The organism is Citrobacter sp. CK185, assembly GCF_030333565.1.
GTDB lineage: Bacteria > Pseudomonadota > Gammaproteobacteria > Enterobacterales > Enterobacteriaceae > Citrobacter_B > Citrobacter_B koseri.
Genome location: NZ_JAOWFR010000022.1, coordinates 128,482 through 150,680, shown reverse-complemented (window position 1 = coordinate 150,680; position 22,199 = coordinate 128,482). Strand labels below are relative to the sequence as shown.

The 22,199-nt window shown below is 54.2% G+C and carries 24 protein-coding genes; 16 read left to right on the top strand and 8 right to left on the bottom strand.

The genetic code is table 11. From position 1 onward, the window contains the following. Positions 1–49: 49 nt before the first annotated feature. Positions 50–2,221 (top strand): YgiQ family radical SAM protein, encoded by a 2,172-nt coding sequence (locus OGV79_RS06460; protein ID WP_047461183.1) that lies wholly within the window; start codon positions 50–52, stop codon positions 2,219–2,221. Between the two features lie 57 nt (positions 2,222–2,278). Here OGV79_RS06460 and OGV79_RS06455 read toward each other — a convergent pair whose 3' ends face one another. The 3 genes from OGV79_RS06455 to yqhD form a co-directional block, all read right to left on the bottom strand. Next, complete coding sequence (locus OGV79_RS06455; protein WP_012135147.1) at positions 2,279–2,740, bottom strand: HIT family protein; 462 nt, start codon at positions 2,738–2,740, stop codon at positions 2,279–2,281. Between the two features lie 112 nt (positions 2,741–2,852). Beyond that, entirely contained in the window at positions 2,853–3,680 is an 828-nt protein-coding gene (gene dkgA / locus OGV79_RS06450; RefSeq protein ID WP_012135146.1) for a 2,5-didehydrogluconate reductase DkgA, read from the bottom strand. Between the two features lie 103 nt (positions 3,681–3,783). Next, on the bottom strand, positions 3,784–4,947 hold the full coding sequence (gene yqhD / locus OGV79_RS06445; protein WP_134769047.1) for an alcohol dehydrogenase: 1,164 nt from the start codon (positions 4,945–4,947) through the stop codon (positions 3,784–3,786). Between the two features lie 193 nt (positions 4,948–5,140). Here yqhD and OGV79_RS06440 point away from each other — a divergent pair, with 193 nt between their 5' ends. Then, a complete protein-coding gene (locus OGV79_RS06440) occupies positions 5,141–6,040 on the top strand; it encodes an AraC family transcriptional regulator (RefSeq protein ID WP_137675730.1) in 900 nt (299 codons plus the stop codon). A 47-nt stretch (positions 6,041–6,087) separates the two neighbouring features. Here OGV79_RS06440 and yghB read toward each other — a convergent pair whose 3' ends face one another. Together yghB and metC are read right to left on the bottom strand one after the other, a co-directional pair. Beyond that, a complete protein-coding gene (gene yghB / locus OGV79_RS06435) occupies positions 6,088–6,747 on the bottom strand; it encodes a DedA family general envelope maintenance protein YghB (RefSeq protein ID WP_012135142.1) in 660 nt (219 codons plus the stop codon). Positions 6,748–6,878: 131 nt separating this feature from the next. After that, positions 6,879–8,066: a cystathionine beta-lyase gene (metC, locus tag OGV79_RS06430; RefSeq protein WP_024130955.1), complete on the bottom strand. Its 1,188-nt coding sequence runs from the start codon at positions 8,064–8,066 to the stop codon at positions 6,879–6,881. Positions 8,067–8,317: 251 nt separating this feature from the next. On the opposite strand from metC, the gene exbB reads away from it, so the two are divergent. Then, positions 8,318–9,052 carry a tol-pal system-associated acyl-CoA thioesterase gene (gene exbB, locus OGV79_RS06425; RefSeq protein ID WP_024130953.1) on the top strand — a complete coding sequence of 245 codons (735 nt, stop codon included), beginning with the start codon at positions 8,318–8,320 and terminating at the stop codon, positions 9,050–9,052. A 6-nt stretch (positions 9,053–9,058) separates the two neighbouring features. Continuing rightward, positions 9,059–9,484, top strand: a complete 426-nt coding sequence (exbD, locus tag OGV79_RS06420) for a TonB system transport protein ExbD (protein ID WP_012135139.1) — start codon at positions 9,059–9,061, stop codon at positions 9,482–9,484. A 133-nt stretch (positions 9,485–9,617) separates the two neighbouring features. On the opposite strand, the gene OGV79_RS06415 is transcribed toward exbD, so the two are convergent. Both OGV79_RS06415 and OGV79_RS06410 read right to left on the bottom strand, forming a co-directional pair. Then, the gene (locus OGV79_RS06415) at positions 9,618–10,040 is read right to left on the bottom strand and encodes a hypothetical protein (protein WP_047461188.1); all 423 of its coding nucleotides are present in this window, start codon (positions 10,038–10,040) and stop codon (positions 9,618–9,620) included. A 1-nt stretch (position 10,041) separates the two neighbouring features. After that, positions 10,042–10,446, bottom strand: a complete 405-nt coding sequence (locus tag OGV79_RS06410; RefSeq protein WP_012135137.1) for a hypothetical protein — start codon at positions 10,444–10,446, stop codon at positions 10,042–10,044. 104 nt (positions 10,447–10,550) lie between these two features. Here OGV79_RS06410 and OGV79_RS06405 point away from each other — a divergent pair, with 104 nt between their 5' ends. Next, on the top strand, positions 10,551–11,054 hold the full coding sequence (locus OGV79_RS06405) for an ESA_00282 family adhesion-associated protein (RefSeq protein WP_275147588.1): 504 nt from the start codon (positions 10,551–10,553) through the stop codon (positions 11,052–11,054). Positions 11,055–11,117: 63 nt separating this feature from the next. Here the strand turns inward: OGV79_RS06405 and OGV79_RS06400 are convergent, their stop codons facing one another. Continuing rightward, entirely contained in the window at positions 11,118–12,158 is a 1,041-nt protein-coding gene (locus tag OGV79_RS06400; protein ID WP_047461193.1) for an aldo/keto reductase, read from the bottom strand. Positions 12,159–12,314: 156 nt separating this feature from the next. Between OGV79_RS06400 and yghX the strand changes: the two genes are divergently transcribed. The 11 genes from yghX (at position 12,315) to hybG (ending at position 22,171) form a co-directional block, all read left to right on the top strand. Then, a complete protein-coding gene (yghX, locus tag OGV79_RS06395) occupies positions 12,315–13,202 on the top strand; it encodes a YghX family hydrolase (protein ID WP_047461196.1) in 888 nt (295 codons plus the stop codon). Positions 13,203–13,418: 216 nt separating this feature from the next. After that, the gene (locus OGV79_RS06390; protein WP_115608839.1) at positions 13,419–15,059 is read left to right on the top strand and encodes a methyl-accepting chemotaxis protein; all 1,641 of its coding nucleotides are present in this window, start codon (positions 13,419–13,421) and stop codon (positions 15,057–15,059) included. An 83-nt stretch (positions 15,060–15,142) separates the two neighbouring features. Continuing rightward, positions 15,143–15,430, top strand: a complete 288-nt coding sequence (locus tag OGV79_RS06385; RefSeq protein WP_012135131.1) for a DUF2623 family protein — start codon at positions 15,143–15,145, stop codon at positions 15,428–15,430. 187 nt (positions 15,431–15,617) lie between these two features. Next, a complete protein-coding gene (gene hybO / locus OGV79_RS06380) occupies positions 15,618–16,736 on the top strand; it encodes a hydrogenase 2 small subunit (protein WP_012135130.1) in 1,119 nt (372 codons plus the stop codon). 2 nt (positions 16,737–16,738) lie between these two features. Further along, positions 16,739–17,725, top strand: a complete 987-nt coding sequence (hybA, locus tag OGV79_RS06375; RefSeq protein ID WP_024130950.1) for a hydrogenase 2 operon protein HybA — start codon at positions 16,739–16,741, stop codon at positions 17,723–17,725. Further along, complete coding sequence (gene hybB / locus OGV79_RS06370; RefSeq protein ID WP_012135128.1) at positions 17,715–18,893, top strand: Ni/Fe-hydrogenase cytochrome b subunit; 1,179 nt, start codon at positions 17,715–17,717, stop codon at positions 18,891–18,893. The genes hybA and hybB overlap by 11 nt, the downstream gene beginning before the upstream one ends. Further along, positions 18,890–20,593 (top strand): hydrogenase 2 large subunit, encoded by a 1,704-nt coding sequence (gene hybC / locus OGV79_RS06365; RefSeq protein ID WP_012135127.1) that lies wholly within the window; start codon positions 18,890–18,892, stop codon positions 20,591–20,593. The genes hybB and hybC overlap by 4 nt, the downstream gene beginning before the upstream one ends. Further along, positions 20,593–21,087: a HyaD/HybD family hydrogenase maturation endopeptidase gene (locus tag OGV79_RS06360; RefSeq protein WP_058668111.1), complete on the top strand. Its 495-nt coding sequence runs from the start codon at positions 20,593–20,595 to the stop codon at positions 21,085–21,087. The genes hybC and OGV79_RS06360 overlap by 1 nt, the downstream gene beginning before the upstream one ends. Then, entirely contained in the window at positions 21,080–21,571 is a 492-nt protein-coding gene (gene hybE, locus OGV79_RS06355; protein WP_199972196.1) for a hydrogenase-2 assembly chaperone, read from the top strand. The genes OGV79_RS06360 and hybE overlap by 8 nt, the downstream gene beginning before the upstream one ends. Continuing rightward, positions 21,564–21,905, top strand: a complete 342-nt coding sequence (gene hypA, locus OGV79_RS06350; protein WP_012135124.1) for a hydrogenase maturation nickel metallochaperone HypA — start codon at positions 21,564–21,566, stop codon at positions 21,903–21,905. Before hybE ends, hypA begins: the two co-directional genes overlap by 8 nt. A 17-nt stretch (positions 21,906–21,922) precedes the next feature. Further along, complete coding sequence (hybG, locus tag OGV79_RS06345; protein WP_012135123.1) at positions 21,923–22,171, top strand: hydrogenase maturation factor HybG; 249 nt, start codon at positions 21,923–21,925, stop codon at positions 22,169–22,171. Positions 22,172–22,199: the final 28 nt, after the last annotated feature.

Sequence of the window (22,199 nt, the reverse complement as noted above, 5' to 3'; positions counted from 1 at the left end):
ATATAATCCCGGCCTTTGATTATTTTTTTACCATTTTTTTGGAAGCATTATGAGCGCAATATCCCTGATCCAGCCAGACAGAGATCTTTTCTCCTGGCCTCAATACTGGGCGGCCTGTTTTGGTCCCGCGCCTTTTTTGCCGATGTCACGCGACGAAATGGATCAACTTGGCTGGGATAGCTGCGACATTATTCTGGTTACCGGTGATGCGTATGTCGATCATCCGAGCTTTGGGATGGCGATTTGCGGTCGTATGCTGGAAGCGCAGGGTTTCCGTGTTGGCATCATTGCCCAGCCGGACTGGAACAGCAAAGATGATTTTATGCGTCTGGGGAAACCGAATCTGTTTTTCGGCGTCACAGCGGGCAACATGGACTCGATGATCAACCGTTATACCGCCGATCGCCGACTGCGCCATGACGACGCCTATACGCCGGATAACGTGGCGGGCAAGCGCCCGGATCGTGCGACGCTGGTCTATACCCAGCGCTGTAAAGAGGCCTGGAAAGACGTGCCGGTGATCCTTGGCGGTATTGAAGCCAGCCTGCGTCGTACCGCGCACTATGATTACTGGTCTGATACCGTACGCCGCTCGGTGCTGGTGGATGCGAAAGCCGATATGCTGATGTTCGGCAACGGCGAGCGCCCGCTGGTTGAAGTTGCGCACCGCCTGGCAATGGGGGAGCCGATCGGCCAGATCCGCGATGTGCGTAACACCGCGATTATTGTTAAAGAAGCCCTGCCGGGCTGGAGTGGGGTTGATTCCACGCGTCTGGATACGCCGGGGAAAATTGATCCGATCCCCCATCCGTATGGTGAAGATCTGCCATGCGCGGATAACAAACCGGTTGCGCCGAAAAAGCAGGAAGCCAAAGCCGTGACCGTTCAGCCGCCGCGTCCGAAGCCGTGGGAGAAAACCTACGTGCTGCTGCCGTCCTTTGAGAAGGTGAAGGGCGATAAGGTGCTGTATGCGCACGCGTCGCGTATTCTGCATCACGAAACCAACCCTGGCTGCGCGCGTGCGCTGATGCAAAAGCATGGCGATCGCTATATCTGGATCAACCCGCCCGCCATTCCGCTCTCTACCGAAGAGATGGACAGCGTTTTTGCGCTGCCGTATAAGCGCGTGCCGCATCCGGCATACGGTGACAGCCGCATTCCGGCTTACGAAATGATCCGCTTCTCGATTAACATCATGCGCGGGTGTTTCGGCGGCTGCTCGTTCTGCTCGATTACCGAACACGAAGGCCGCATTATTCAGAGCCGTTCAGAAGATTCGATCATCAATGAGATCGAAGCGATCCGCGATACCGTACCGGGCTTTACCGGCGTGATTTCCGATCTCGGCGGGCCGACGGCCAACATGTATATGCTGCGCTGTAAGTCGCCGCGCGCGGAACAAACCTGCCGCCGCCTGTCGTGCGTGTACCCGGATATCTGCTCGCATATGGATACCAACCATGAGCCGACGATTAACCTCTATCGCCGCGCCCGCGATCTGAAAGGCATCAAGAAGATCCTGATCGCCTCCGGCGTGCGTTACGACATTGCCGTTGAAGATCCGCGTTATATCAAAGAGCTGGCGAGCCATCATGTGGGCGGCTATCTGAAGATTGCGCCGGAGCATACCGAAGAAGGGCCGCTGTCGAAGATGATGAAGCCGGGCATGGGCAGCTATGATCGCTTCAAAGAACTGTTCGACCTTTACTCAAAACAGGCCGGGAAAGAGCAGTACCTGATCCCGTATTTTATCTCTGCGCACCCCGGTACGCGGGACGAAGATATGGTGAATCTGGCGCTGTGGTTGAAACGCCATCGCTTCCGTCTGGATCAGGTGCAGAACTTCTATCCGTCGCCGCTGGCGAACTCAACGACCATGTATTACACCGGGAAAAACCCGCTGGGTAAAATTGGCTATAAGAGTGAAGACGTGGTGGTGCCGAGAGGCGACAAACAGCGTCGTCTGCATAAAGCGCTGCTGCGTTACCACGATCCGGCGAACTGGCCGCTGATTCGCCAGGCGCTGGAAGAGATGGGGAAAAAGCATCTGATTGGCAGTCGTCGCGAGTGTCTGGTTCCGGCGCCTACGCTGGACGAGATGCGTGAAGCCCGTCGTCAGAACCGCAACACGCGCCCGGCGTTGACTAAGCATACGCCAGTGGCGCATCAGCGTCAGACGCCTGCGGGCAATAAAAAACGCAGCAAGGTAGCCGGACGTTAAACCCGTTAGCTGTTTGCCGGATAAGGTGCCTGCACCGCTATCCGGCAAACAGACGGATTACGCGTTCGCTTCACGAATTCTGGCGGCCAGCGCTGCCAGTTTTTCGTCATCCGCCCGCTCGTGGTCATGCGATGACAAATAGCCTTCGTACTGTTCAAAGAATTTCGCCTGCCGCGATTCAATAGGCTTCCATTCGCTCAGGTTAGCGGTGCCGTGCATGGGGCTGAGCTTGCTGTGCACATGATCCACGCCAAATCCTTCAAAAAACATTCCCGTACGCCCCACGTCCGGGAAGGCGTTATCCAGCTTTTTCGCCACTTTTTGGGTGGCAAGCATCAGATCGGCCAGTGCCTGCGGCGGCAAGTCGAACGCATAGCTGGGATAATGCTTCTTCGGGATCACCACCGTAAAACCGTCGGTGTTCGGGAAGATGGAGAGGAAGGCCAGATGATGCTCGTCTTCCCAGATCTTATGGCAGGGGGCTTTACCCTCAACGATTTGGCAAAAAATACAGCTCATTCCTTTTCTCCGTTGCTGAGTTCACAATTCGCGTCGTACCGACTCAACACTTTCTACCAAACCCGCCAGGTAGTCAAAAAGCCCGACAGAAATGTCGGGCCGGAAAGGAAGGTTAGCCGCCGAACTGATCCGGGTCCGGCCCCAGGCGTTTACCCTGGTCAAGTTTGGCCACTTCGCTTAATTCGTCTTTGTCGAGACGGAAATCCCAGACGTCGAAGTTTTCCGCAATACGTGAAGGGGTGACGGATTTAGGGATCACCACCAGCCCGTTATCCAGATGCCAGCGGATCACAATTTGCGCCGGAGATTTACCGTACTTATCCGCCAGATCGCGAATGATTTTCTGATCGAAAACGCCTGCGCCGCCTTGCGCCAGCGGGCTCCAGGACTCGGTCTGGATCTTGTGCGTCGCATTCCAGGCATGCAGCTGACGCTGTTGCATCAGCGGATGCAATTCGATCTGGTTGATCACCGGTGTAACGCCGGTTTCATCGATCAGACGCTGGAGGTGGTTTACCTGGAAGTTACACACGCCGATGCTTTTCACCAGCCCCTCTCTTTGCAGTTCAATCATCCCTTCCCAGGCGTCAACATAATGGTCGATAGCCGGAACGGGCCAGTGCATCAGATAGAGATCGAGGTGATCCAACTGGAGCTTATCCAGGCTTTCCTGCAAGGCTTCTCGAGGGCGTTTCTGATCGTCATTCCACAGTTTGGTGGTAATAAACAGCTCTTCCCGGTCGATACCGGCATCTTTTAACGCTTTTCCGACGCCTTCTTCATTCTTGTACGCCGCAGCGGTATCAATGGAGCGATATCCCACTTCCAGCGCCTTATGAATGGCGGAAATTGCTTCCTCGTTGCTTGCCTTCCAGACTCCCAGGCCCAGTTGTGGCATTACGTTGCCATCCTGTAGCTTGATAACGGTTGGATTAGCCATGCGTTCCTCCTTTATGCGATCTCACCGGAGCAAACTCCGGTGAGGTTGTGTGACTTAAGTCTGGACGAAATGTCCAAAAACGAAAGCCAGAGGCGAAAAAACCTTAGCGAGCCGCTTCGTAAATTCGACGGCTGACATCCAGCGTAATGTCCTGATGTTCACCCAGATTTGTGCCGCCGTGCGCTTCCAGTTTTGCCAGCAATGCCGGAATGGAACTGCCGTCCAGACCGTAATCAGACAGGCGAGTCGGTACGCCCATTTGCTCAAAGAAGCTGCGGGTGGCGGCGATGGCGGCATCAATACGCGCATCGTCGGAACCGTCGGTGATATTCCAGACTCGCTCTGCGTACTGCAACAGTTTGGCGCGTTTGGTATCGCGTTTTTCATTCCACAGCGCAGGCAGGACGATAGCCAGCGTCTGCGCGTGATCAAGGCCGTGCATCGCCGTCAGCTCATGACCCAGCATATGCGTTGCCCAGTCCTGCGGGACGCCCGCGCCGATCAGACCGTTCAGCGCCTGAGTGGCCGCCCACATTACGTTGGCGCGGACATCGTAGTTTTCCGGCTCTTTCAGCGCTTTCGGGCCTTCTTCGACAAGCGTCAGCAGGATACCTTCGGCGAAGCGATCCTGAATTTTTCCGTCAACCGGGTAAGTGACATACTGCTCAACGGTGTGAACGAATGCATCCACAACGCCGTTAGCAACCTGGCGCGGCGGCAGGGTGTAGGTATAAACCGGATCGAGCACCGCAAACACGGGTTGGACGAACGGCGTCATAAAGGCCAGCTTATCGCCGGTGGTTTTACGGGAAATTACCGCCCCGGAGTTAGATTCTGAACCCGTTGCCGGCAACGTCAGCACCGATCCCATCGGTACGGCGCTTTTCACGTCGTTGCCGCGAGTTTCCAGAATGCGCCACGGGTCCACGCCTTCGTCATATTGCGCCGCCGCCGCGATAAATTTAGTGCCATCCAGCACGGAACCGCCGCCGACCGCCAGCAGGAACGTCACTTTCTCATCACGTACAATGTTGACGGCGTTCATCAGCGTTTCATAAGACGGGTTTGGCTCGATGCCGCCAAATTCCAGCACGTCCAGACCTTTCAGCGCGTCATGTACCTGATCCAGTACGCCGGTCTTTTTCACGCTGCCGCCGCCGTAGGTGATCAATACGCGGGCGCCCTGAGGGATTTGATCGCGCAGATCGGCAATCGCGCCTTTACCAAACAGAATGCGGGTTGGGGTATGCAGATTAAAGTTGTTCATTGCTCGTTCCCTTATGTGGGTAAAAAAGTGGGCAGGCGAATGTCTGCCTGATGGTGAACATTGTGGTCGCCAGCCGCCTTCCTCTCAATGCTCATTTCTGCCAATGTCTTGCCCATTTCTCCAGAGCGCTGGAGAAAAAAGATAAATTTGCGCACAATCAACGCGTCGTAAACCGATGAGAAAAAAGCGCGCCATGAACCGTGAAGCCATCTGCCTGTTGCTGACAGATAAAATTAAGCAGCTGATAAACAATCAAAATAACCTGAATGACTGCCTGCCCGACGTGCGTCTGCTCTACGGCACGGAGCCGGGGTTGCGCACGCCTGTGATGTATCAGCCTGGCATCATATTTCTCTTTTCGGGGCATAAGATCGGTTATATCAATGAACGCGTATTTCAGTACGATGCCAATGAATATCTGCTGCTGACAGTACCTTTACCCTTTGAATGTGAAACTTATGCGACGCCGGAAGTACCGCTTGCGGGGATTCGTCTGAATGTTGATATCCTGCAATTGCAGGAGTTGCTGATGGACATTGGCGAGGACGATCTGTTTCAACCGTCGATGGCGGCAAGCGGGATTAACTCCGCCACGCTGTCGGATGACATTCTTTGTGCGGCGGAACGCCTGTTAGATGTGATGGAAAGGCCGCTGGATGCGCGTATTCTGGGGAAACAGATTATTCGCGAAATTCTGTATCACGTTCTGATGGGGCCGCGTGGCGGCGCGCTGCTGGCGCTGGTCAGCCGCCAGACCCATTTCAGCCTGATTAGCCGGGTGCTGAAGCGGATTGAAACCAAATACACCGAGAACCTGAACGTTGAGCAACTGGCGGCGGAAGCCAACATGAGCGTCTCGGCGTTCCATCATAATTTTAAATCCGTTACCAGTACCTCGCCGTTGCAGTACCTGAAAACCTATCGTCTGCATAAAGCGCGGATGATGATCATTCACGACGGGATGAAAGCCAGCGCCGCTGCGATGCGCGTTGGCTACGAGAGCGCGTCGCAGTTCAGTCGGGAGTTCAAACGCTATTTTGGCGTAACGCCGGGGGAGGATGCGGCACGAATGAGAATGATGCAGGGAAGCTAATCATGTGTAAGCCGGATAAGCGTAAGCGCCATCCGGCAATCAGCAAATCAGGCGCTGCAATACTTCTTCTTGATCACGACGAATAATGTGCCGATCAAACCGGCGGCCAGCAGGGCAATCGGCAGGATCATCAAAAACGTCATCACCTGATCTTCATGACGTTTCACGAACGGGATCATGCTGAGCGCGTAGCCGAAACTGGTCACCACGCCGACCCACAGCAGCCCGCTCAGCCAGTTAAAAAACTGAAACCGGCGACTGGACAGCCCTGAAATCCCCGCCATTGTGGGCAGCAGGGTGCGCACAAACGCCAGAAAGCGCCCGGCAAGCAGCGCCAGCAGGCCGTGCCGGTCGAACATACAGGTCGCGCGCTGATGGTATTTAACGGGAAGCTGCGCCAGCCAGCCTTTCACCGTTTGCGTATTTCCCAGCCAGCGCCCCTGAATATAGCTCAGCCAGCAGCCGAGACTGGCAGCTGTCGTCAGAATAAGGATCGTGGGGACAAAGTCCATGACACCTTGTGCAACCAGCGCGCCTGCCAGTAAGAGCAGGCTGTCTCCGGGTAAAAAAGAGGCCGGGAGCAGGCCATTTTCTAAAAATAGCGTGGCAAACATCACAAAGTAGACAACGCTAACAACGTGTGGGTCCGCCAGCGCGGCAAAATCGTGTTGCCAGAGCGCAGCGATAATATCTTGAATGACAGCCATGGACTTTCCTGTGGAACCGCGTTTATGGGGCTATTGTACTCCTGAATTGCCCGGGATGCCTTGATCCCGGACGCAACAAATGCAGACTTTTCTGCCCGGAGTGTCTGCAATTCTGTCCATGACCGGAAACTTTACACAATACGCGTGAATCCTGCGGCTAAATCTGCAATCAGATCGTCAACATTCTCTAAACCGATGTGCAAACGGATCAGCGTGCCGGTGAAATCAACGTCGCCTTCGGGACGAATGGCGGCGATATGTTCCGGCTGGTTAGGCAGAATTAAGGATTCAAAGCCGCCCCAGGAGTAGGCCATGCTGAACAAGCTGAAATTATCCAGATAAGCGGAAAGCGCCTCATTACTCAGCCTTTTATTCAGCACAAACGAGAACAACCCGCTGCTGCCCGTGAAATCGCGCTTCCAGAATTCGTGGCCTTTGCTGCCAGGAAGGGCGGGATGATTAACGCGGGCGACCTGAGGGTGATTCGCCAGCCACTCGGCGACTTTCAGGCTGCTTTCATGATGCTGGCGCAAGCGCACGCCCAGCGTACGTAGCCCACGGCTGGTCATATAAGCGGTATCCGCGTCCAGCATTTGCCCCATCAGATAGGCGTTTTCGCGTAATTGCTCCCAACAACGCGCATTAGACACGGCCGTGCCGACCATCGCATCCGAGTGACCAATCAGGTATTTCGTTCCTGCCTGGATGGAGATATCGATCCCGAAATCCAGCGCTTTAAACAGCACGCCCGCCGCCCAGGTGTTATCAATCATAATGACAGCGTCTGGCGCAACGCGTCTTACCGCGCCGACAATCGCCGGGATGTCATGCACTTCCATCGTGATGGAGCCAGGAGATTCGAGAAACACTACTTTCGTATTGGGCTGAATATGCTTCACGATATCCGCGCCGACCAGCGGATCAAACCAGCCGGTCGTCACGCCGAGTCTGGCGAGAACTTTGGTGCAAAAATCCTGACTGGGTTCGTAAGCGGTGTTGGTCATCAGGACGTGATCGCCCTGTTCCACAAAGGCCAGAATCGTGTTGGCGACAGCCGCCGCGCCGCAGGGGAAGAGCGCGCATCCGGCGCCGCCTTCCAGTTCGCACATGGCTTCCTGTAGCGAAAAATGGGTTAGCGTTCCGCGACGTCCATAGAAAAGCTCGCCATTGGCGCGGTTGCGGGTGGCGTGCTTTTTGGCTTCTACGGTGTCAAATACCAGCGAGGAGGCGCGCTGAATGACGCTGTTCACCGATCCCAGCGTGTATTTTTTGCTGCGTCCTGCGCTCACCAGTTTGGTTTCAAGATGTTTTTCTGCCATGTTGGAGTACCCATTTTTATACGTCTGGATGTCTAAACTATCATGAATGATGAGTGACGCATCCTGAAGAATCGGCATAAAGCAGAAAATTTTCTCAAAATGACATCTGGTGACTTTTTTACTGCGTAAGCGCAAGGAAAAGAAACCAAAGGTGCGGCACTATGTAAATAGTAATGAGAACGACTATCAATTCGACGTCGTTTTGATATTATTACGCTCAGAATTTGTGATTTGCGTCCTGGAGATACAGAGTGGGTAATAATTTGATGCAGACGGATCTCTCCGTCTGGGGTATGTATCAGCACGCCGACATCGTGGTTAAGTGCGTGATGATTGGTCTGATTCTGGCGTCAGTAGTCACCTGGGCTATCTTCTTCAGTAAGAGTCTTGAGTTCTTTACGCAGAAGCGTCGGCTCAAGCGTGAACAACAGCAGCTGGCTGAAGCGCGTTCTTTAGACCAGGCCAGCAATATTGCCTCCGCATTCGCGGCGAAAAGTTTAAGCTCACAGTTGCTCTATGAAGCGCAGAACGAGCTGGAACTGTCGGAAGGCAGTGAAGACAACGAAGGTATTAAAGAGCGTACCGGGTTCCGCCTGGAGCGTCGCGTAGCGGCGGTTGGCCGTCATATGGGACGCGGCAATGGCTACCTGGCGACCATCGGCGCCATCTCTCCGTTTGTCGGTCTGTTTGGTACGGTATGGGGCATCATGAACAGCTTCATCGGCATCGCGCAAACCCAGACCACCAACCTCGCGGTTGTCGCGCCGGGTATCGCGGAAGCGTTGCTGGCTACGGCGATCGGCCTGGTCGCGGCAATCCCTGCGGTCGTGATTTACAACATTTTCGCACGTCAGATCGGCAGCTACAAAGCGACGCTGGGCGACGTGGCGGCACAGATTCTGTTGCTGCAAAGCCGCGATCTGGATCTGAACGCGAGCGCTTCCGCTCAGCCGGTACGTACCGCGCAGAAATTACGTGTAGGATAATGTTCCATGGCAATGCGTCTTAATGAAAATCTGGACGATAACGGTGAAATGCATGAAATCAACGTGACGCCGTTTATCGACGTCATGCTGGTTCTGCTGATTATCTTTATGGTGGCCGCGCCGCTGGCAACGGTGGACGTGAAGGTGAATCTTCCTGCGTCCACCAGCACCCCGCAGCCGCGCCCGGAAAAACCGGTTTATCTGTCCGTGAAGGCCGACAACAGCATGTTTATCGGCAACGATCAGGTAACGGATGAAACCATGATCGGCGAGCTGAACGCGTTAACCGAAGGGAAGAAAGACACGACGATCTTCTTCCGTGCGGATAAAACCGTTGATTATGAAACAATGATGAAAGTGATGGATACGCTGCACCAGGCGGGTTACCTGAAAATTGGTCTCGTGGGTGAAGAGGTCGCAAAAGCGAAGTAATCGTTGTTGCTGATGGGCTGACAGACAGGCCGGGTAGGGCGCAAGCCGTACCCGGTTTTTTTTATTGCCTGATGGCGCTGCGCTTACCAGGCCTGCATGATGCGGCAATCGCTGGGATTGCTGATTCGCCAGATTACTTCGTCGTGGGAAAACGTTTTTCATTCAGCGCGACGGTGGTGATATTGGTCGTTCGGTAATCGCCATCGGATAGCTTACGGGTCAGGCGCAGGGTCGCCGTTTCTCGCGCCAGTAAGTGTTGATATGTGCTCTCCAGGCGCGCCATGATTTTGTCCCGCATCTCGGGATGTTGCTCAATAATCGTATTGATAACCGAACCGTAGATCTCTTCTTTGACCTGGAGCGCATAGATTTCACGGCGATTTTGCCATTTCAGCCGCACTAACGCGGCGGGAATCGACACGATCTCCTGCGCCACCTGTTCAAGGGTCGCGTTTTTATTGGCGATAAGCGCTTTAAGATTTTGCTTTAAGATAAATTCATCGCTTTTATTATTATCTAAAGCTAAATAAACATTATTATCTTCAACGTCTTTCATATTATTTCTCTTCCAGAGAATAAAAAACGGGAGAGTTTTTCTCTCTGGTTATGAGATTAAGCCAAATTTCATTGCCGTGATCGTTTATTTTTGTTGTGGCATCTGCCAGAATTTTACTTAATGCCTGAGCATCAACATCGCCTTCCGCCTGTAGGCTATTAATAAGACGAGCAAACGTCTCAATTTTAGCTACGCGATAAAGCCGGTCTTTTAAATGACGGTCACGTTCTTCAAGTAACATGTTTTTAGATTGACCAGTCGGTGTGGCGCTAATTAAAATATCTGGCTCGTAATCGCTCAGCGTTTTCTTTCCCTGAGTCAAATTTTCACTATTTTCTACGGTCTCAGCATCGCCTGGCGAGGCAGATAAATGAAAACGAGTCGGCACAAGATGCTCGGGAAGCATGTTGGAATGTCCTTTACTATCAATAGTATATTGTTTTTTATAAGGCAGGTCTCGTTGACAATAGCATGGTGTAATTTTAAAATCAAAAAAAATGGAGTCGGCATATGAACAGCATTTTTTATTCTATTATCACTCTGCTATTACTCACTGGCGGCGTGCTTTTCTTGATGCACGAATTTAATAAACAGCGCTCTGCTGAGGCGTCTAATCCAGTAAATCAAGCGGAACCCTTGTCCAAAGAGGAGGGCGAAGATCATTTTTCGTCGCTCATGAATACTATTACACCGGTATGGTACTGGCGAGTCAATCACGAATATATTGATTTTCTTCACGCAACGATAAAGCGGATGACGATGGCGGAACTAAACGGAACGCCGGGGTTATTTGATGCGCAGCGCCGTTGCAGCGATCTCAACTCTGCGGTCTATAAATATTATGACAACGTTAAAAAGCGTTGTCTGAACGGGGAAAAAGTTCCGCATTCCGATCTGGATGTGCTTAACTTGCGGCAATGTTTCCGGGAATTTAGCCTGGAGGCGTATCCCTCCCTGGTTGCTCTGGTGTGGCCTGAATATCAGCGGCCGCTAATCAAACCGGAAGAGGTTTAATAAATGTGCCTGACGTTGGCCGGGTAAGGCGAGACCGCCACCCGGCGCGCGTGCCCGAAAGCGTTATTTATCCGATGAGGCTTGCCAGAGGTTCAGCTCGCCGTCCGCGACATGTTTATCGATTTGCGCTAACTCGTCAGCGCTGAATGTCAGGTTCGACAACGCCTGCACATTTTCTTCCAGCTGCTCTGGTCGACTGGCGCCGATCAGCACCGACGTTACGCGATTATCTTTCAACAGCCAGCTAAGCGCCATCTGCGCCATTGACTGGCCGCGACGTTGCGCCATCTCATTGAGTAAACGCAGGCTGTTCAGATTCGCTTCCGTCAGCATATTCTCCGTCAGACCGCGAACTTTTTTCCCTTCACGCTGCATACGTGAACCTTCCGGGATACCGTTTAAGTATTTTCCGGTTAACAATCCCTGAGCCAGCGGTGTGAACGCAATGCAACCCATGCCGTTGGCCGCCAGCGTATCCAGCAGGCCGCTTTTATCCACCCAGCGGTTGAGCAGATTGTAGGACGGCTGATGAATCAGCAGCGGGATTTTCCATTCGCGCAGCAGTTCCGCCATTCGTTGAGTTCGCTCAGGCGAATAGGAGGAGATGCCGACGTAAAGCGCCTTACCGCTTTGTACCGCCTGCGCCAGCGCGGATGCGGTCTCTTCCATTGGCGTGTTTTCATCGACACGGTGGGAATAGAAGATATCGACATAGTCCAGCCCCATCCGCTTCAGGCTCTGATCGAGGCTGGCGAGCAGGTACTTACGCGACCCGCCGGAGCCGTATGGCCCAGGCCACATGTCATAACCCGCTTTGGTGGAAACGATCAGCTCATCGCGATACGGCGCAAAATCTTCCCGCAGCAAACGGCCAAAGTTCTCTTCTGCGCTTCCCGGCGGCGGGCCGTAGTTATTGGCTAAATCAAAATGGGTGATGCCTGAATCAAAGGCTTTACGCAGCAGCGCACGCTGTGAATCCAGCGCCTGAACGTGGCCGAAACTGTGCCACAAACCCAGCGATAGCGCGGGTAAACGCAAACCGCTTTTACCGCAGTAGCGATAAAGCATCTGCTCATAACGTTCGGGGTTGGCTAACCAGGCCATGTCATCTCCTTAGAGAAAGTGAATTTCAAAACAACGTTTCTATTCTAGCGGCTCAGCGGAGTTTATCCCGTTCGTCAGGTCACATTGATGCGAAAAATTGGGCAAAAACACGTCGTTATGCTTTGCTTAAAAAAACATCAACTCAGGAGTGAAACTATGCCGCGTCTGACTGCCAAAGACTTTCCGCAGGAGTTGCTCGATTACTATGACTACTATGCACATGGAAAAATCTCTAAACGCGAGTTTCTTAACCTCGCGGCAAAGTATGCCGTCGGCGGCGTGACCGCGCTTGCGCTGTTTAATCTCCTGAAGCCGAATTACGCGCTGGCGGTGCAGGTGGAATTTACCGACCCGGACATTTTGCCGGAATACATTACGTATCCGTCACCGAACGGGCATGGCGAGGTGCGCGGCTATCTGGTAAAACCGGCGAAGGCGACGGGTAAAACGCCTGCGGTCGTGGTCGTACACGAGAACAGGGGGCTGAATCCCTATATTGAGGATGTCGCACGACGCGTGGCGAAAGCGGGTTATATTGCGCTGGCGCCTGATGGATTAAGCTCAGTAGGCGGATACCCCGGTAATGACGATAAGGGGCGGGAATTACAGCAGCAGGTTGATCCCACAAAATTAATGAATGATTTCTTTGCCGCGATTGAGTTTATGCAGCGTCATCCGGCGGCCAGTGGAAAAGTGGCTATTACGGGATTCTGCTATGGCGGCGGCGTATCAAATGCGGCGGCGGTGGCCTATCCAGAACTGGCGTGCGCCGTTCCTTTTTATGGTCGTCAGGCTCCGGCGTCAGATGTACCTAAAATTAATGCGCCTTTATTATTACATTACGCCGAGTTAGATACCTCAATTAATGAAGGCTGGCCTGCCTACGAAACGGCGCTGAAGGCGAATAATAAAGTCTATGAAGCGTATATCTATCCTGGGGTGAATCATGGTTTTCATAATGATTCGACTCCCCGCTATGATAAGGCCGCAGCGGATCTGGCCTGGGCGCGCACTCTGGCCTGGTTTGAGAAATATTTACAATGAAAAACAAACGATTATTTCAGGTGCGGCATATTGCTTTGCGGCATAATAATGCCGTTATGCTTTATAAGCATTCACAGGAATAGCGTGCTGACGATGATTCGTATACTTAGTTAAGTAAAAAAACAATAAAGAAAGTATATATTCTGCATTCTCTGCCGATAACGAGGATAAGTGTCGCCTGATGGCGAATCCCTCAAGTACGGCAAGGAAATTCTTATGCGTTTGCTGCAAAACTTCACTATTCGTATTGTCATGCTGACAATATTGGGGCTCTTCTGTCTTCTTTGGTCGGGCGTTGGTTTATTCAGCGTCCATGCATTATCTAAAGTGGCGGAAGGGAATGATATCGATCGTCATATTGTGCGTCAGATGACGGTGCTAAGTCAGGGGAACGATCAGTATTTTCGTTTTGTCACGCGTTTAAGCCGTGCGATGGACGTTAAAATCGGCGGCGGTACGCCCGATTTTGTGCCAGTACAGCAGGCGCTGGACAATATGAGCAAAAAGCTGGAAGAGATGAAAACGCTCTCTCCAGGGCCGATGGACCCGGAGATCGCCGCTGCGGTATTGGCAAACTGGCAGGCGTTGCTTGATAAGGGCGTCGCGCCGCAGATGCAACTGGCGCAGCAGGGTACGCTCACCGAATTTGCAGAACAGGCTAATAATGTCACCCCCGCTCTGAGCCGCGCCTTCGGCGCCAGCGCAGAACGTTTTAACAGCGCGGCCGGCACGATGCTGGACAGCACCCGCGTGATGGTGGACGGCAAAACGTCAATTATCCGCACCCTGATTATCACCGCCGTTATTCTGGGAATTGTGATTCTCTTCTTTACCGACCGTTACCTGGTCACGATGTTAGTGAAACCGCTGGCGCGCATTCGCCAACAGTTCCGCCAGATTGCGCAAGGCGATCTGAGCCAGCCGATTGAAGAGTTTGGCCGTAACTGTGTCGGTCGTCTGGTGCCGCTACTGAGCGCGATGCAGGATAGCCTGCGGGAAGCGGTCAGTTCGATTCGTTCAGGCAGTGACAATATCTGGCGCGGCGCGACAGAGATCTCCAGCGGTAACAACGATCTCTCTTCCCGTACGGAAGAGCAGGCAGCGGCGCTGGAAGAGACAGCTGCAAGCATGGAACAGCTCACCGCGACGGTGAAATTGAATGCGGATAATGCGCGCCAGGCCAGTCAGCTTGCTGATGCCGCTTCCGCGACGGCTGGAAAAGGCGGCACGCTGGTTTCTGAGGTGGTCGAGACGATGGACGGTATTTCAGCCAGCTCCAGACAGATCGCCGAAATTACGAATGTCATCAACAGTATTGCCTTCCAGACCAATATTCTGGCGCTGAATGCCGCCGTTGAAGCCGCCAGAGCCGGTGAACAAGGGCGTGGGTTTGCGGTCGTCGCCGGTGAAGTGCGTAATCTGGCCAGCCGTAGCGCCGGGGCCGCCAAAGAGATTGAAACGCTGATCGCTGAATCCGTGCGTCGCGTCGAGCAGGGTGCGCAGCTGGTGCAGGAGACGGGCGCGACAATGGAGGCCATTCTGCGCGGAGTAACTGAAGTCACCACCATCATGAAGCAGATCGCCGCCGCTTCCGAGGAACAAAGCAAAGGGATCTCTCAGGTTGGCGTGGCGATAACCCAGATGGACAGCGTGACCCAACAAAACGCCGCGCTGGTGGAGCAAGTTTCTGCGGCAGCCGCGGCGCTGGAACGGCAAACGGAAGAGCTGCAACGCTCTGTGCAACAGTTCCGGCTTTCTCATAATGACGCGCAAACCAGCCCGGCGAAAACGGTCTCTCCAGCCAGTCCGCGTGGGGCGTCTGCCGCGAAGTCAGGCGATGAATGGGTCGCCTTCTGATCCGGTAAAAAAAAGTATGTGATACCTCTGGCGTTCGCTTAAAAAATCGCTATATAATTTATTATATAGCGATTGGAGGTATCATGGACAATCATTTTGGTAAGGGCCTGATGGCCGGATTAAACGCAACGTGTGCCGATAGCGCGCGTAACGTGGCGGGTTTTTGTTCTGATTATAAGCGCGGATTCGTATTAGGATTTTCGCATCGCATGTTTGAAAAAACCGGCGATCGACAATTAAGCGCCTGGGAAGCGGGGATTCTGACGCGCCGTTATGGCCTGGACAAAGATATGGTGATGGACTTCTTTCGGGAGAATCAATCGAATACGACTATCCGGTTCTTTATGGCGGGTTATCGTCTCGAAAATTGATCCGAAGGGGGTATTACCCCGGTTTAATTAATTACACTATTGTCTTACTCCTTCGTTTTGTTGTTCCGTCAAAGTATCATGGTTCAATAACCATAAAGAAAGTGTGGTAAATGGCGCGCCGATCGCAATAAGTTATTTGTGAACGGTGCAAAATAGAGCCAGGTCTTTGCAACGGAATAACAATAAAATGACTGGAGATAATACTCTCATCACTTCTCACGGCGTTAATCGTCGTGATTTCATGAAGCTTTGTGCAGCACTGGCCGCAACCATGGGGCTCAGTAGCAAAGCCGCCGCAGAAATGGCCGAATCGGTTTCCCGTCCGCAGCGCCCGCCCGTCGTCTGGATCGGCGCTCAGGAATGTACGGGATGTACCGAATCGCTCCTTCGCGCGACCCACCCAACGGTAGAAAACCTCGTTCTGGAAACGATCTCTCTGGAGTACCACGAGGTCCTCTCCGCCGCCTTCGGCCATCAGGTTGAAGAGAACAAGCATAACGCTCTGGAGAAGTATAAAGGGCAGTATGTGTTGGTTGTCGATGGTTCCATCCCATTAAAAGATAACGGTATTTACTGCATGGTTGCCGGCGAGCCGATTGTGGATCACATCCGCAAGGCGGCGGAAGGCGCGGCGGCGATTATCGCGATCGGCTCCTGTTCCGCGTGGGGCGGCGTCGCTGCCGCTGGCGTGAACCCGACCGGCGCCGTCGGGTTGCAGGAAGTCCTGCCGGGCAAAACCGTTATCAATATCCCGGGCTGCCCGCCGAACCCGCATAACTTCCTGGCAACGGTTGCCCACATCATCACTTACGGTAAACCGCCGAAGCTGGATGCCAAAAACCGTCCAACCTTCGCTTATGGCCGTCTGATTCACGAACACTGCGAACGCCGCCCGCATTTTGACGCCGGTCGCTTCGCCAAAGAGTTCGGCGATGAAGGCCACCGTGAAGGCTGGTGCCTCTACCATCTGGGCTGTAAAGGGCCTGAAACCTACGGCAACTGTTCGACGTTGCAGTTCTGCGATGTCGGCGGCGTATGGCCGGTGGCGATTGGACACCCCTGCTACGGCTGTAACGAGGAAGGCGTTGGCTTTCATAAAGGCATCCACCAACTCGCCCATGTGGAAAATCAAACCCCGCGTTCCGAGAAGCCGGATGTCAACCTGAAAGAGGGTGGCCACATTTCCGCAGGCGCCGTTGGGCTGCTTGGCGGCGTGGTTGGGCTGGTTGCCGGTGTCAGCGTGATGGCGGTACGTGAACTGGGGCGTCAGCAGAAGAAAGATAACGCTGACTCACGGGGAGAATAACCGTGAACAGACGTAACTTTATTAAAGCAGCCTCTGGCGGGGCATTGCTGCTGGGCGCGTCGCCGTCCATCAGCCATGCGGCTGCGGAAAACCGTCCGCCTATCCCGGGTTCCCTGGGGATGCTGTATGACTCGACGCTGTGCGTGGGCTGTCAGGCGTGTGTGACCAAATGCCAGGATATCAACTTCCCGGCGCGTAACCCGGAAGGGGCGCAAACCTGGTCGAATAACGACAAGCTGTCTCCTTACACCAATAACATCATTCAGGTGTGGCATAGCGGAAGTGGCGTCAATAAAGATCAGACAGAGAACGGCTACGCGTACATTAAGAAACAGTGTATGCACTGCGTTGACCCTAACTGCGTCTCCGTTTGCCCGGTATCCGCGCTGAAGAAAGACCCGAAAACCGGCATCGTTCATTACAACAAAGACGTCTGTACCGGCTGTCGCTACTGCATGGTCGCCTGCCCGTACAACGTGCCGAAATACGACTACAACAACCCGTTTGGCGCGCTGCACAAGTGTGAACTGTGCAACCAGAAGGGCGTTGAACGCCTGGACAAAGGCGGTCTGCCGGGGTGCGTTGAGGTATGTCCGGCGGGCGCGGTGATTTTTGGTACGCGAGAAGAGCTGATGGCGGAGGCGCAAAAGCGCCTGGCGCTGAAGCCTGGCAGCGAATACCACTATCCGCGCCAGACGTTGCAGACTGGCGATACGTATCTGCATACCGTACCGAAGTATTACCCGCATCTGTACGGTGAAAAAGAGGGCGGCGGCACGCAGGTGCTGGTGCTGACCGGCGTTCCTTACCAGAATCTGGATCTCCCTCAACTGGCCGATCTGTCAACTGGCGCGCGTTCTGAACACATTCAACACACCCTGTATAAAGGCATGATGCTGCCACTGGCTGTGCTGGCGGGCTTAACCGTGATGGTTCGTCGTAACACGAAAAACGAGCATCACGACGGAGGAGACGATCATGAGTCATGATCCTAAACCGCTGGGCGGGAAAATAATCAGTAAACCGATCATCATCTTCGGGCCGCTTGTCGTCCTGTGCATGCTTCTCATTGTGAAACGTCTGGTCTTCGGGCTGGGATCGGTCTCCGATCTGAACGGCGGCTTCCCCTGGGGCGTGTGGATCGCTTTTGACCTGCTGATCGGCACCGGCTTCGCGTGCGGCGGTTGGGCGCTGGCGTGGGCGGTGTATGTCTTCAACCGGGGGCAATACCATCCGCTGGTGCGCCCGGCGCTGCTGGCAAGCCTGTTCGGTTACTCTTTGGGCGGGCTGTCGATCACCATTGACGTTGGTCGTTACTGGAACCTGCCGTATTTCTACATCCCAGGGCACTTCAATGTGAACTCGGTGCTGTTTGAAACGGCGGTCTGTATGACCATCTACATCGGCGTGATGGCGCTGGAGTTTGCCCCCGCGCTGTTTGAACGCCTGGGCTGGAAAGTCTCGCTTAAGCGTCTGAACAAAGTGATGTTCTTTGTTATCGCCCTCGGGGCGTTGCTGCCGACCATGCACCAGTCGTCAATGGGATCGTTGATGATTGCCGCCGGTATTAAAGTACATCCGCTGTGGCAGAGCTATGAAATGCTGCCGTTGTTCTCATTGTTCACCGCTTTCATCATGGGCTTTTCCATCGTTATTTTTGAAGGCTCTCTGGTGCAGAGCGGCTTAAAAGGCAACGGCCCGGATGAGAAAAGTTTGTTTATCAAGCTGACCGGTACTATCAGCGTTTTCATCGCGCTGTTCCTCGTGTGCCGTTTTGGTGAACTGATTTACCGCGACAAGCTCTCTTATGCGTTTGCCGGTGACTACTACTCCTTGCTGTTCTGGGTTGAAGTCCTGCTGATGGTCTTCCCGCTGGTGGTGCTCCGTCTGCCGAAACTGCGCGGCGACTCGCGGATGTTGTATCTGTCCGCCCTCAGTATGCTGCTGGGCTGCGCAACGTGGCGTATGTCCTACTCGCTGGTGGCGTTCAATCCCGGCGGCGGCTACCACTACTTTCCCACCTGGGAAGAACTGCTGATTTCTATTGGTTTTGTGGCTATTGAGATTTGTGCATACATCTTACTCATTCGTCTACTGCCGATACTTCCTCCATTAAAACAAAACGATCACAATCGTCATGAGGCGAGCAAAGCATGAGCCAGAGAATTACTATTGATCCGGTAACCCGTATTGAGGGTCATTTACGCATCGACTGCGAAATCGAGAACGGTGTGGTGTCAAAAGCATGGGCATCCGGCACCATGTGGCGCGGCATGGAAGAGATCGTGAAGAATCGCGATCCGCGCGATGCCTGGATGATTGTGCAGCGTATCTGTGGCGTATGTACCACGACCCACGCGATCTCTTCCGTTCGTGCGGCGGAGAGCGCGCTGAAGATTGACGTTCCGGTCAATGCGCAGTACATCCGTAACATCATTCTGGCGGCGCATACTACCCATGACCATATTGTGCACTTCTACCAGCTTTCTGCGCTGGACTGGGTGGATATCACCTCTGCGCTGAAGGCCGATCCGGCGAAAGCGTCGGCGCTGTTGAACGGCGTGTCGAGCTGGCACCTGAATAGCGCGGAAGAGTTCACGAAGGTGCAGAACAAGATCAAAGACCTCGTTGCCAGCGGCCAGTTAGGGATTTTCGCTAACGGCTACTGGGGACACCCGGCGATGAAACTGCCGCCGGAAGTGAACCTGATTGCGGTCGCGCACTATCTGCAAGCGCTGGAATGCCAGCGTGACGCCAACCGCGTGGTGGCGCTGCTGGGCGGTAAAACGCCGCACATCCAGAACCTAGCGGTGGGCGGGGTGGCGAACCCGATCAACCTCGACGGTCTCGGCGTGCTGAACCTTGAACGCCTGATGTACATCAAGTCCTTCATCGACAAGCTAAGCGACTTTGTTGAGCAGGTTTACAAGGTGGATACGGCGGTAATCGCGGCGTTCTATCCAGAATGGCTGGAACGCGGTAAAGGCGCGGTTAACTACCTGAGCGCGCCGGAATTTCCGACCGACGGTAAAAACGGCAGCTTCCTGTTCCCTGGCGGCTATATCCAGAATGCGGATCTGTCGACGTATCGCCCGATCGCCTCGCATTCCGATGAATACCTGATTAAAGGGATTCAGGAGAGCGCGAAGCACGCCTGGTACAAAGACGAAGCGCCGCAGGAACCGTGGGAAGGGACTACCGTCCCGGAATACACCGGTTGGTCTGATGACGGTAAATACTCGTGGGTTAAGTCCCCGACCTTTTACGGCAAAACCGTTGAAGTGGGGCCGCTGGCCAATATGCTGGTTAAACTGGCGGCGGGACGCGAGTCCACGAAGGCCAAACTGAATGAAATCATCGCGATCTACCAGAAACTGACCGGTAAAACGCTGGAAGTGGCGCAACTGCACTCCACGCTGGGGCGTATCATTGGCCGCACCGTTCACTGCTGCGAATTGCAGGGTATTCTGCAAAATCAGTACAGCGCGCTGATCGCCAATATCGGGAAAGGCGACCACACCACGTTCGTCAAACCGGATATCCCGGCGACGGGTGAGTTTAAAGGGGTGGGCTTCCTTGAGGCGCCGCGCGGTATGCTTTCTCACTGGATGGTCATTAAAGACGGCATTATCAGCAACTACCAGGCGGTGGTTCCGTCCACCTGGAACTCCGGTCCGCGTAACTTTAACGATGAAGTGGGGCCGTACGAGCAGTCGCTGGTGGGGACGCCGATCGCCGATCCAGAAAAACCGCTGGAAGTGGTGCGTACCATTCACTCCTTCGACCCTTGCATGGCGTGCGCGGTGCACGTAGTGGACGCTGACGGGAACGAAGTCGTCTCAGTTAAGGTTCTGTAATGCGGATTTTAGTGTTAGGGGTCGGCAATATTTTGCTGACCGATGAAGCCATCGGGGTGCGTATCGTTGAAGCATTAGAACAGCGGTACATCCTGCCGGATTTCGTGGAGATCCTTGATGGCGGCACGGCGGGAATGGAGCTTCTCGGCGATATGGCGGACAGAGATCACCTGATCATCGCGGACGCCATTGTGTCGAGAAAGAACACGCCGGGAACCCTTATGATCCTGCGTGATGATGAGGTGCCTGCGTTGTTCACCAACAAAATCTCACCGCATCAGCTTGGCCTGGCCGACGTTCTGTCGGCCCTGCGCTTCACTGGCGAGTTTCCGAAAAAGCTGACGCTGATCGGCGTGATCCCGGAATCGCTGGAGCCGCATATCGGCCTGACGCCAACGGTTGAAGCGATGATTGAACCTGCTCTGGCGCAGGTTCTTGCCGCGCTGCGCGAGTCAGGCGTTGAGGCTATTCCACGGGAGGCTGCGCATGTCTGAGGAGATTTCAGGGTTCCCGTCCTCCCCGAGAATGCAGGTTCAGGCGGCGTTTGAAGAGATTGCCCGACGTTCAATGCACGATCTCTCGTTTTTGCACCCGAATATGCCGGTGTATGTCTCTGACTTCACCCTGTTTGAAGGGCAGTGGACGGGCAGCGTGATCGCGCCGTGGATGCTGAGCGCGCTGATTTTCCCCGGCCCCGATCAGCTCTGGCCGGTACGCAAAGTCAGTGAAAAACTCGGATTGCGTCTGCCGTATGGCGCGATGACCTTTACCGTTGGCGAACTGGACGGGGTTTCGCAATACCTCTCCTGCTCGCTGATGTCGCCGCTCAATCACGGTATGTCGGCGCAGGAGGGGATGCGTCTGGCGGACGACTGCGCGCGGATGCTGCTGTCGCTGCCGGTCAGAGATCCCGATGCGCCGCAGCTGGCAGGGCGTCGTGCGTTGCTGTTTGGACGCCGGAGCGGCGAGCATGCATGAGCTGTCCCTGTGCCAGAGCGCGGTTGAGATTATCCAGCAGCAGGCGGAACAGCATGGCGTGACGCGAGTCACCGGCGTATGGCTGGAAATTGGCGCGCTCTCGTGCGTTGAAGAGAGCGCCGTGCGCTTCAGCTTTGATATCGTTTGCCAGGGTACGCTCGCGCAGGGGTGTGCGTTGCACATCGACTATAAACCCGCTCAGGCGTGGTGCTGGGATTGCAGCCAGGCGGTTGAAATCACGCAGCATGACGCGCAGTGCCCACACTGTCAGGGCGATCGCCTACGGGTGGATACCGGCGACTCGCTGAAAGTGAAAAGTATTGAAGTGGAATAACGTCCAGGTGGTTAACTATGTGTATTGGAGTCCCGGGACAGGTTCTGTCCGTTGGTGAAGATATTCACCAGCTTGCGCAGGTTGAAGTGTGCGGCATCAAGCGTGATGTGAATATTGCCCTGATCTGCGAAGACAGCCCTGCAACGCTGGTGGGGCAGTGGGTGCTGGTGCATGTGGGATTTGCCATGAGCATCATTGATGAAGAAGAAGCCAAAGCCACATTAGACGCGCTACGCCGAATGGAGTATGACGTTACCAGCGCCTGATAATCCCTGAAGGCAATCTATCAAGCGG

Excerpts from the sequence above, each read along its gene's own strand:
- yghB (WP_012135142.1), bottom strand. The coding sequence starts at position 6,747 with ATGGCTGTCATTCAAGATATTATCGCTGCGCTCTGGCAACACGATTTT.
- OGV79_RS06405 (WP_275147588.1), top strand. The coding sequence starts at position 10,551 with ATGAACAGCATTTTTTATTCTATTATCACTCTGCTATTACTCACTGGC.
- hypA (WP_012135124.1), top strand. The coding sequence starts at position 21,564 with ATGCATGAGCTGTCCCTGTGCCAGAGCGCGGTTGAGATTATCCAGCAG.
- dkgA (WP_012135146.1), bottom strand. The coding sequence starts at position 3,680 with ATGGCTAATCCAACCGTTATCAAGCTACAGGATGGCAACGTAATGCCA.
- hybO (WP_012135130.1), top strand. The coding sequence starts at position 15,618 with ATGACTGGAGATAATACTCTCATCACTTCTCACGGCGTTAATCGTCGT.
- OGV79_RS06385 (WP_012135131.1), top strand. The coding sequence starts at position 15,143 with ATGGACAATCATTTTGGTAAGGGCCTGATGGCCGGATTAAACGCAACG.
- exbD (WP_012135139.1), top strand. The coding sequence starts at position 9,059 with ATGGCAATGCGTCTTAATGAAAATCTGGACGATAACGGTGAAATGCAT.
- metC (WP_024130955.1), bottom strand. The coding sequence starts at position 8,066 with ATGGCAGAAAAACATCTTGAAACCAAACTGGTGAGCGCAGGACGCAGC.
- hybB (WP_012135128.1), top strand. The coding sequence starts at position 17,715 with ATGAGTCATGATCCTAAACCGCTGGGCGGGAAAATAATCAGTAAACCG.
- OGV79_RS06390 (WP_115608839.1), top strand. The coding sequence starts at position 13,419 with ATGCGTTTGCTGCAAAACTTCACTATTCGTATTGTCATGCTGACAATA.
- OGV79_RS06440 (WP_137675730.1), top strand. The coding sequence starts at position 5,141 with ATGAACCGTGAAGCCATCTGCCTGTTGCTGACAGATAAAATTAAGCAG.
- OGV79_RS06455 (WP_012135147.1), bottom strand. The coding sequence starts at position 2,740 with ATGAGCTGTATTTTTTGCCAAATCGTTGAGGGTAAAGCCCCCTGCCAT.
- hybG (WP_012135123.1), top strand. The coding sequence starts at position 21,923 with ATGTGTATTGGAGTCCCGGGACAGGTTCTGTCCGTTGGTGAAGATATT.
- OGV79_RS06460 (WP_047461183.1), top strand. The coding sequence starts at position 50 with ATGAGCGCAATATCCCTGATCCAGCCAGACAGAGATCTTTTCTCCTGG.
- yghX (WP_047461196.1), top strand. The coding sequence starts at position 12,315 with ATGCCGCGTCTGACTGCCAAAGACTTTCCGCAGGAGTTGCTCGATTAC.
- OGV79_RS06410 (WP_012135137.1), bottom strand. The coding sequence starts at position 10,446 with ATGCTTCCCGAGCATCTTGTGCCGACTCGTTTTCATTTATCTGCCTCG.
- hybE (WP_199972196.1), top strand. The coding sequence starts at position 21,080 with ATGTCTGAGGAGATTTCAGGGTTCCCGTCCTCCCCGAGAATGCAGGTT.
- OGV79_RS06360 (WP_058668111.1), top strand. The coding sequence starts at position 20,593 with ATGCGGATTTTAGTGTTAGGGGTCGGCAATATTTTGCTGACCGATGAA.
- OGV79_RS06415 (WP_047461188.1), bottom strand. The coding sequence starts at position 10,040 with ATGAAAGACGTTGAAGATAATAATGTTTATTTAGCTTTAGATAATAAT.
- OGV79_RS06400 (WP_047461193.1), bottom strand. The coding sequence starts at position 12,158 with ATGGCCTGGTTAGCCAACCCCGAACGTTATGAGCAGATGCTTTATCGC.
- hybC (WP_012135127.1), top strand. The coding sequence starts at position 18,890 with ATGAGCCAGAGAATTACTATTGATCCGGTAACCCGTATTGAGGGTCAT.
- yqhD (WP_134769047.1), bottom strand. The coding sequence starts at position 4,947 with ATGAACAACTTTAATCTGCATACCCCAACCCGCATTCTGTTTGGTAAA.